This window comes from Paenirhizobium selenitireducens ATCC BAA-1503 (genome assembly GCF_000518785.1).
GTDB classification, from domain to species: domain Bacteria; phylum Pseudomonadota; class Alphaproteobacteria; order Rhizobiales; family Rhizobiaceae; genus Allorhizobium; species Allorhizobium selenitireducens.
Map to the genome: position 1 here is coordinate 1 of NZ_JAEG01000026.1, position 7,751 is coordinate 7,751.

Consider the following 7,751-nt stretch of genomic DNA (forward strand, 5'->3'; position numbering starts at 1 on the left):
CAAGCTGAAGAAGCTCTTGGCCGAAGCCATGCTGGACAATGCGATCCTGAAGGATGTCGCTTCAAAAAAATGGTGACGCCCGATGTGAAGCGGGATGCGGTGGTTCACGTCTGGGTAGCCAGCTGATAGATCATGATCCCGATCCTCATTCCAGGACTGGGTCAGAGCGCAGCGCTGCGCTGCAACCCTGGCCGCCGTCGAGACCGGGGCTGCAGGGGCGAAGGGACCGGAGGGGCACCGCCCGGCCTGCACGAACCGAAGGAGAGGAAGGTCGGGGATACCGGCCCCTTCGAGCGCCAGGCGATCCCTTGGCACCGCGCCGGGGGAGCCCCCCAACCCCCTGCCCACGACAGGCCCGGCAATACCTCCGCCTTTGCCGGCTGCTTCAGGACCGTTTCGCTCGGAGCCTTTGAACTGGAGGCACTTTCAGTGCGGCACTCTTGTCGCGGACCACTGGTAGCGCCCTCATTGACCGACTTCCGGGAAGATGCGAGTTTTAGCCACAATGACGTATGGCATAGCGCGCCCCGAACCATCGATGACCTTGCTGTGGCTGCAGGCCGGAAGCTGTGGCGGCTGCACTATGTCGGTGCTCGACAACGGCGCTCAAGGTTGGCCGCGGGAGTTACGCAGCTTCGGCATCGATCTGCTCTGGCATCCCTCGCTCAGCGAAGAAAGCGGCGTCGAGGCCATCGCCATACTCGAAAGCGTGGCGTCCGGCGAGACGCCGCTCGACATTCTCTGCATCGAGGGATCGATCCTCAGGGGGCCGTCGGGAACGGGCCTGTGCAACCGCCTGGCCGGCACCGGCCGGACCATGCTCGAATGGGTCGGCCGGCTTGCGCCGCTCGCCGAATACTGCGTGGCCGTCGGCACCTGCGCATCCTATGGCGGCATCCACGCCGCGTCTCCCGATCCGGCCGAGGCCTGCGGACTTCAGTATGAAGGCACTGCATCCGGCGGCGCGCTGGGCGGCGGCTTCCGCTCGCGGTCCGGAATGCCGGTGATCAACATTGCCGGCTGCGCGCCGCATCCCGGCTGGATCATGGAAACGATCGCCGCGTTGAAGATGGGTGATTTCGACGAGCGCGATCTCGACCGGCTCGGCCGGCCGAAATTCTATGCCAAGACGCTCGCCCACCATGGCTGTGAACGCAACGAATACTACGAATTCAAAGCAAGCGCGGAAAAGCTCTCTGACCTAGGCTGTATGATGGAACATCTCGGCTGCAAGGCTACCCAGGCCGTCGGCGACTGCAACCAGCGCGGCTGGAACGGCGGCGGCTCATGCACCCATGGCGGATTTTCCTGCATCGGATGTACCTCCCCCGGTTTCGAGGAGACCAACGGCTTTCTCGAAACGCCGAAGATCGGCGGCATCCCGGTGGGCCTGCCGCTCGACATGCCGAAGGCCTGGTTCGTGGCGCTGGCGGCGCTGTCGAAATCGGCCACGCCCGAGCGCGTCCGAACAAATGCCACCTCCGACCGCGTGATCCGCGGACCGAAGCGCAGCGGGAATTCGAGCGAATGAGCCGCATTGTCGCAGGTCCCTTCAACCGCGTCGAAGGCGATCTTGAGGTGACCCTCGAGATCAATGCTGGCGTGATCGAAAAGGCCGAAGTCACCACCACGCTCTATCGCGGGTTCGAGCAGATCCTGTGCGGCCGGCCGGGGCTCGACGCCCTGGTGATCGCGCCGCGCATCTGCGGCATCTGCTCGGTGTCCCAGTCGATCGCCGCATCGACGGCGCTGCGCAACCTTGCCGGCGGACGTGCCGCGCCGAACGGCTATCTGGCTGCAAACCTTGCCCATGCGGCGGAGAACATCGCCGACCACCTCACCCATTTCTACCTGTTCTTCATGCCGGACTTCGCCCGCGCGGAATATGCGGCGCGTCCCTGGCACGAAGAGACGGTCAACCGCTTCAAGGCGGTGAGCGGCAGCGGATCGGCCCGTTTCCTGCCGATGCGCCGGCGCCTGCTCGAAGTGATGGGCGTGGTCGCCGGCAAGTGGCCGCATTCGCTGGCCTTTCAGCCGGGGGGAACGACGCGGGCCATCGACATCGGGGAGCGCGTCCAGCTCGCCTCGCTGATGGGCGAGTTCCAGCTCTTCCTCGAAGAGGCGGTCTACGGCGTGTCGCTCGATACGATCCTGTCCATGGCCACCGTCGCGGAACTCGAGGACTATGCCGCCGGGCCGTCCGGTGCGGATTTCGCCCTGTTCCTGCGACTGGCCGAGGACCTGTCGCTGGCGAAGATGGGCAAGGGACCCGGCCCGCTGATCTCCTTTGGCGCTTATCACGACAGCCAGTCGTCGCTGCTGCCAGGAGGGGTTACGGATGCGCGGGGAGAGATCCGGCCCCTCGACGTCGCCGGCATTTCGGAAGACGTCGCCCATGCCTGGTTCGCCGACACCGACCGACGGCCGGATCACTCCGACACCGTGCCGGTCGTTGCCAAGGACGGCGCCTATTCCTGGGCCAAGGCGCCACGGCTTGCCGGCAATCCGGCCGAAACCGGAGCAGCCGCGCGCCTTGCGGTGGCCGGTCACCCGCTGATCGCGGAACTGCTTGCAAGAGACGGCGGCACGTCCGTGCGCAGCCGGATCGTCGCCCGGCTGGTGGAGACGGCGATTCTCGTGCATGCGATGCAGGGATGGCTAAGGCAACTCCGGCTGAAGGAAGAATTCTGCACCCATTTCGCGCTGCCGGACGACGCAGTCGCGTCCGGTCTGGTGGAAGCCGCGCGCGGTGCTTTGGGCCATTGGGTGAGCATCAAGGGTGGTGAGATCAACCGCTATCAGATCATCGCGCCGACCACCTGGAATTTCTCACCCCGGGACGCGGCGGGTATTCCCGGACCGTTGGAATCCGCCCTGGCCGGGCTCGATACCGGCAGCCTCGGCGCGCAATCGGCCGCCCTTCAGCACGTGATCCGCTCCTTCGATCCCTGCATGGTCTGCACTGCCCACTAGGGACCGCTGCATGACGACCGACAACCGGTCAGCGCCTTTCCAGCAATGAAAAACAGGCTTGCATCCGAAGTCCCGCGGCAGGTGCGCGCGGATGATAACATCTAAAAATAAGCAAATAAAAATAACGAACTAGGACGGATTTTCGCCGGTCGTTCAATCTGGTCTGCTTCTTGCAAACACCATCCCATCACGCCCGCTCACATGCTCGAGACGGGTCGCAAGGGTGGAAAGGCTGGAGGAGCACCATGGCAGCAACAGAAACTTTTTACGATGTCATTCGCCGTCAAGGCATCACCAGGCGCAGCTTCACCAAGTTCTGCAGTCTGACGGCCGCCAGTCTCGGCTTCGGCCCGGGCGCGGCGACCGCGATGGCCCAGGCACTCGAAACCAATGAGCGGGTGCCGGTCATCTGGATGCACGGGCTGGAATGCACCTGCTGTTCGGAGAGCTTCATCCGCTCGGCCCATCCGCTGGTGAAGGACGTCGTGCTGTCGATGATATCGCTCGATTATGACGATACGATCATGGCGGCGGCCGGCCATCAGGCCGAGGCGATCCTCGAAGAGACCAAGCAGAAGTATAAGGGCAAATACATCCTCGCCGTCGAGGGCAATCCGCCGCTCAACGAGGACGGCATGTTCTGCATCGACGGCGGCCGGCCCTTCGTCGAAAAGCTGAAATGGATGGCAGAAGACGCCATGGCGATCATCGCCTGGGGCGCCTGCGCTTCCTGGGGCTGCGTCCAGGCGGCCAAGCCGAACCCGACCCAGGCTACCCCGATCGACAAGGTCATCCGCGACAAGCCGATCATCAAGGTGCCGGGCTGTCCGCCGATCGCCGAGGTCATGACTGGCGTGGTCACCTTCATCACCACCTTCGGCAAACTGCCCGAGCTCGACCGCCAGGGCCGGCCGAAGATGTTCTATTCGCAGCGCATCCACGACAAGTGCTATCGCCGCCCGCATTTCGACGCCGGCCAGTTCGTCGAGGAATGGGACGATGAGGGCGCGCGCAAGGGCTACTGCCTCTACAAGATGGGCTGCAAGGGTCCGACCACCTACAATGCCTGCTCGACGGTGCGCTGGAACGGCGGCGTCTCCTTCCCGATCCAGTCCGGCCATGGCTGCATCGGCTGCTCGGAAGACGGCTTCTGGGACAAGGGCAGCTTTTACGACAGGCTCACCACCATCAACCAGTTCGGCGTCGAGGCCAATGCCGACAAGATCGGCGGCACGGCGGCCGTGGTCGTCGGCGGCGCGGTTGCCGCCCATGCCGCGATCACCGCGGTCAAGCGCGTCACCGCAAAGCGCGAAAAAGCCGACGCATAAACAACCAGGGCAGGGAACATCATCATGACAATCCAGACACCGAACGGTTTCGCGCTCGACAATTCCGGCAAGCGTATCGTCGTCGACCCGGTTACCCGCATCGAGGGTCACATGCGCGTCGAGGTCAATGTCGACGAGAACAACATCATCCGTAACGCCGTCTCCACCGGCACCATGTGGCGCGGCATCGAGGTCATCCTCAAGAACCGCGACCCGCGCGACGCCTGGGCCTTCACCGAACGGATCTGCGGGGTGTGCACCGGCACGCATGCGCTGACCTCGGTGCGCGCGGTCGAAAACGCACTCGGCATCCTCATCCCGGAAAACGCCAACTCGATCCGCAACCTGATGCAGCTGGCGCTGCAGGTGCATGACCATGTCGTGCATTTCTATCACCTGCACGCACTCGACTGGGTCGACGTCGTCTCGGCGCTCAGCGCCGATCCGAGGGGCACATCGGCCCTGGCGCAGTCGATCTCCGACTGGCCGCTGTCCTCGCCCGGCTATTTCAAGGACATCCAGACCCGCCTCAAGAAGTTCGTCGAGAGCGGCCAGCTCGGTCCTTTCAAGAACGGCTACTGGGGCAGTAAGGCCTACAGGCTGCCGCCGGAAGCCAATCTGATGGCGGTCGCCCACTATCTCGAGGCGCTCGATTTCCAGAAGGAAATCGTCAAGATCCACACGATCTTCGGCGGCAAGAACCCGCATCCGAACTGGCTGGTCGGCGGCGTGCCCTGTCCGATCAATGTCGACGGCACAGGCGCGGTTGGCGCGATCAACATGGAGCGGCTGAACCATGTCTCCTCGATCATCGACCAGCTGATCGAGTTCAATGCCAAGGTCTACGTGCCGGACGTCAAGGCGATCGGCTCCTTCTACAAGGACTGGCTCTATGGCGGCGGCCTGTCGAGCAAGTGCGTGATGTCCTACGGCGACATCCCGGAACATGCCAACGACTATTCGGAGGCCAGCCTGAAGCTGCCGCGCGGGGCGATTATCAACGGCAATCTTGCCGAAGTCTTCCCGATCGATCTCGAGGATCCGAACGAGATCCAGGAATTCGTCGCCCACTCCTGGTACAAATATCCTGACGAAACCAAGGGCCTGCATCCTTGGGACGGCGTGACCGAGCCGAACTACGTGCTCGGCCCCAACGCCAAGGGTACCCGCACCAATATCGAGGAACTCGACGAGGCCGGCAAATATTCCTGGATCAAGTCGCCGCGCTGGAAGGGCAATGCGATGGAAGTGGGGCCGCTCGCCCGCTGGATCATCGGCTACGCCCAGAACAAGGCCGAGTTCAAGGAGCCGGTCGAAAAGCTGCTGAAGGATCTCGACCTTCCGGTGACGGCGTTGTTCTCGACGCTCGGCCGCACGGCGGCGCGCGCGCTCGAATCAGACTGGGCCGGCCTGCAGATGCGCCACTTCTTCGACAAGCTGGTGGCCAATATCAAGGCCGGCGATTCCGCCACCGCTTTCGTCGACAAGTGGAAACCCGAGACTTGGCCGGCGGAGGTCAAGGGCGTCGGCTTCACCGAGGCGCCGCGCGGTGCGCTCGCCCACTGGGTCAAGATCAAGGACGGCAAGATCGACAACTACCAGTGCGTCGTGCCGACCACCTGGAACGGTTCGCCGCGCGACCCCACCGGCAATATCGGCGCCTTCGAAGCGGCCCTGATGGACACGCCGATGGCCGATCCGGCCCAGCCGCTCGAAATCCTCAGGACCTTGCATTCCTTCGACCCATGCCTGGCATGCTCGACTCATGTCATGAGCCCGGATGGACAGGAAATGGCCAAGGTCCAGGTGCGATAGGAGGATGCCATGAGCATGACCGAAAGCGTGACCGAAAAGGTCGCAGCCTCCGATTCGCATGGCGAAGCGGCGGTTTCCCGCCAGAGTGTCTATGTCTATGAGGCCCCGGTGCGCATCTGGCACTGGGTCAATGCGCTGGCCATCGTCATCCTGATGGTCACCGGCTACTTCATCGGCAGCCCGCCGCCGACGCTCTCCGGCGAGGCCTCGAACCACTTCCTCATGGGCTATATCCGCTTTGCCCATTTTGCCGCCGGCCAGGTTCTCGCCGTCGGCTTCCTGATGCGGATCTATTGGGCCTTCGTCGGCAATCCCCATTCGCGGCAGATCTTCTACATTCCCTTCTGGAACGGCCGCTTCTGGAAGGAATGGCTGCACGAGATCTGGTGGTATTCCTTCATGGTCAAGCACCCGAAGAAATATATCGGGCACAATCCGCTGGCGCAGTTTTCGATGTTCTTCGCCGTGGTCCTGCCGACGATCTTCATGATCACCACCGGCTTTGCTCTCTATGCCGAGGGCGCTGGCATCGACAGCTGGCAGTACAAGCTGTTCGGTTGGGTGTTTTCGATCTGGCCCAACAGCCAGTCCGTCCATACCTGGCACCATCTCGGCATGTGGGTGCTGGTGATCTTCATGATCGTCCACATCTATGTGGCCGTGCGCGAGGACATCATGAGCCGCCAGTCGATCATCTCTTCGATGATCTCCGGCGAGCGGCTGTTCAAGGACGAGGAGGCGGAATGATGGCGCACCATGACGCCTCCGCCCCGCCGCGCGTCCTGGTGCTCGGCATCGGTAACATCCTCTGGGCGGACGAAGGTTTTGGCGTGCGCGCGGTGGAGGCGTTTCACCGCGCCTATGCGGTGCCGGACAATGTCACCATTCTCGATGGCGGCACGCAGGGCCTCTACCTCGTCCAGTTCGTGACCGAGGCGGACCACCTCATCGTCTTCGACGCGATCGACTACGGGCTGGTGCCCGGCACGCTCAAGCTCGTCGAGAACGACGAGGTGCCGAAATTCACCGGCGCCAAGAAGATGAGCCTGCACCAGACCGGTTTCCAGGAGGTTCTGAGCGCCGCCGACCTGCTCGGCCACTATCCGGAAAAGCTGGCGCTGATCGGTTGCCAGCCGGTCGATCTGGAAGACTGGGGCGGTCCACTGACCGGGCCGGTCAAGGCCGTCATTCCAAGAGCCTTGCAGATTGCGGCCGATCTTCTGGCCTCGTGGGGGATCGCGATCCGCCCCCGCTCGGCGGACGAAGTCGTTCCGGCACTGCTCGAAAACGATATCGATTTTGAAAGCTACGAACGGCGCGAGGCCCAGCCCGCACCGTAAGCGGTGTGCCGCTCACACACGGCCGATCAGTTTCGAGCAAACGAGGTCACACGCCGGGCCGCATAGCGCGTGGCACCATACGCGAAAAATCGGAAGTCGCGGCATAGTCAGACAGCAGCCGTCTCTATTGGGAACCCCGCCGCTTTCCACTCAGGGAAGCCATCGACAAGTCGACGCACATTGAACCCACGCTGTCGCAATGACTGCACGGCCTTGAACGAAAGAATGCAATAGGGGCCACGGCAGTAGGCAACAATCTGCTGTCCAGGTGGCAACTCCGACAGGCGACTTTCTA

The 7,751-nt window shown here is 63.1% G+C and carries 7 protein-coding genes and 1 pseudogene; 7 read left to right on the top strand and 1 reads right to left on the bottom strand.

The genetic code is table 11. The features are described from left to right. The 7 genes and pseudogenes from L867_RS28230 to L867_RS0120840 all read left to right on the top strand — a co-directional run. A pseudogene (locus tag L867_RS28230) lies at nucleotides 1-111 on the top strand (IS3 family transposase); the annotation flags it as partial. 427 nt (nucleotides 112-538) lie between these two features. After that, entirely contained in the window at nucleotides 539-1,531 is a 993-nt protein-coding gene (locus tag L867_RS0120815) for an NADH-quinone oxidoreductase subunit B family protein (protein WP_037174142.1), read from the top strand. Continuing rightward, on the top strand, nucleotides 1,528-2,973 hold the full coding sequence (locus tag L867_RS0120820; RefSeq protein WP_028738631.1) for a nickel-dependent hydrogenase large subunit: 1,446 nt from the start codon (nucleotides 1,528-1,530) through the stop codon (nucleotides 2,971-2,973). Before L867_RS0120815 ends, L867_RS0120820 begins: the two co-directional genes overlap by 4 nt. A 245-nt stretch (nucleotides 2,974-3,218) precedes the next feature. Beyond that, nucleotides 3,219-4,301, top strand: coding sequence for a hydrogenase small subunit (locus L867_RS0120825; RefSeq protein ID WP_028738632.1), 1,083 nt, complete (start codon nucleotides 3,219-3,221; stop codon nucleotides 4,299-4,301). 24 nt (nucleotides 4,302-4,325) lie between these two features. After that, nucleotides 4,326-6,116, top strand: coding sequence for a nickel-dependent hydrogenase large subunit (locus L867_RS0120830; protein ID WP_028738633.1), 1,791 nt, complete (start codon nucleotides 4,326-4,328; stop codon nucleotides 6,114-6,116). A 15-nt stretch (nucleotides 6,117-6,131) separates the two neighbouring features. Beyond that, nucleotides 6,132-6,863, top strand: coding sequence for a Ni/Fe-hydrogenase, b-type cytochrome subunit (gene cybH / locus L867_RS0120835; protein ID WP_028738634.1), 732 nt, complete (start codon nucleotides 6,132-6,134; stop codon nucleotides 6,861-6,863). Beyond that, nucleotides 6,860-7,456, top strand: coding sequence for a HyaD/HybD family hydrogenase maturation endopeptidase (locus L867_RS0120840; protein ID WP_028738635.1), 597 nt, complete (start codon nucleotides 6,860-6,862; stop codon nucleotides 7,454-7,456). Before cybH ends, L867_RS0120840 begins: the two co-directional genes overlap by 4 nt. A gap of 107 nt (nucleotides 7,457-7,563) precedes the next feature. Here L867_RS0120840 and L867_RS27865 read toward each other — a convergent pair. After that, nucleotides 7,564-7,751 (bottom strand): rhodanese-like domain-containing protein (locus L867_RS27865; RefSeq protein ID WP_210163659.1); only part of this gene is annotated, 188 nt, incomplete at its 5' end.

Coding starts and splice junctions, on each gene's coding strand:
- L867_RS0120815 (WP_037174142.1), top strand. CDS start 539: ATGACCTTGCTGTGGCTGCAGGCCGGAAGCTGTGGCGGCTGCACTATG.
- L867_RS0120820 (WP_028738631.1), top strand. CDS start 1,528: ATGAGCCGCATTGTCGCAGGTCCCTTCAACCGCGTCGAAGGCGATCTT.
- L867_RS0120825 (WP_028738632.1), top strand. CDS start 3,219: ATGGCAGCAACAGAAACTTTTTACGATGTCATTCGCCGTCAAGGCATC.
- L867_RS0120830 (WP_028738633.1), top strand. CDS start 4,326: ATGACAATCCAGACACCGAACGGTTTCGCGCTCGACAATTCCGGCAAG.
- cybH (WP_028738634.1), top strand. CDS start 6,132: ATGACCGAAAGCGTGACCGAAAAGGTCGCAGCCTCCGATTCGCATGGC.
- L867_RS0120840 (WP_028738635.1), top strand. CDS start 6,860: ATGATGGCGCACCATGACGCCTCCGCCCCGCCGCGCGTCCTGGTGCTC.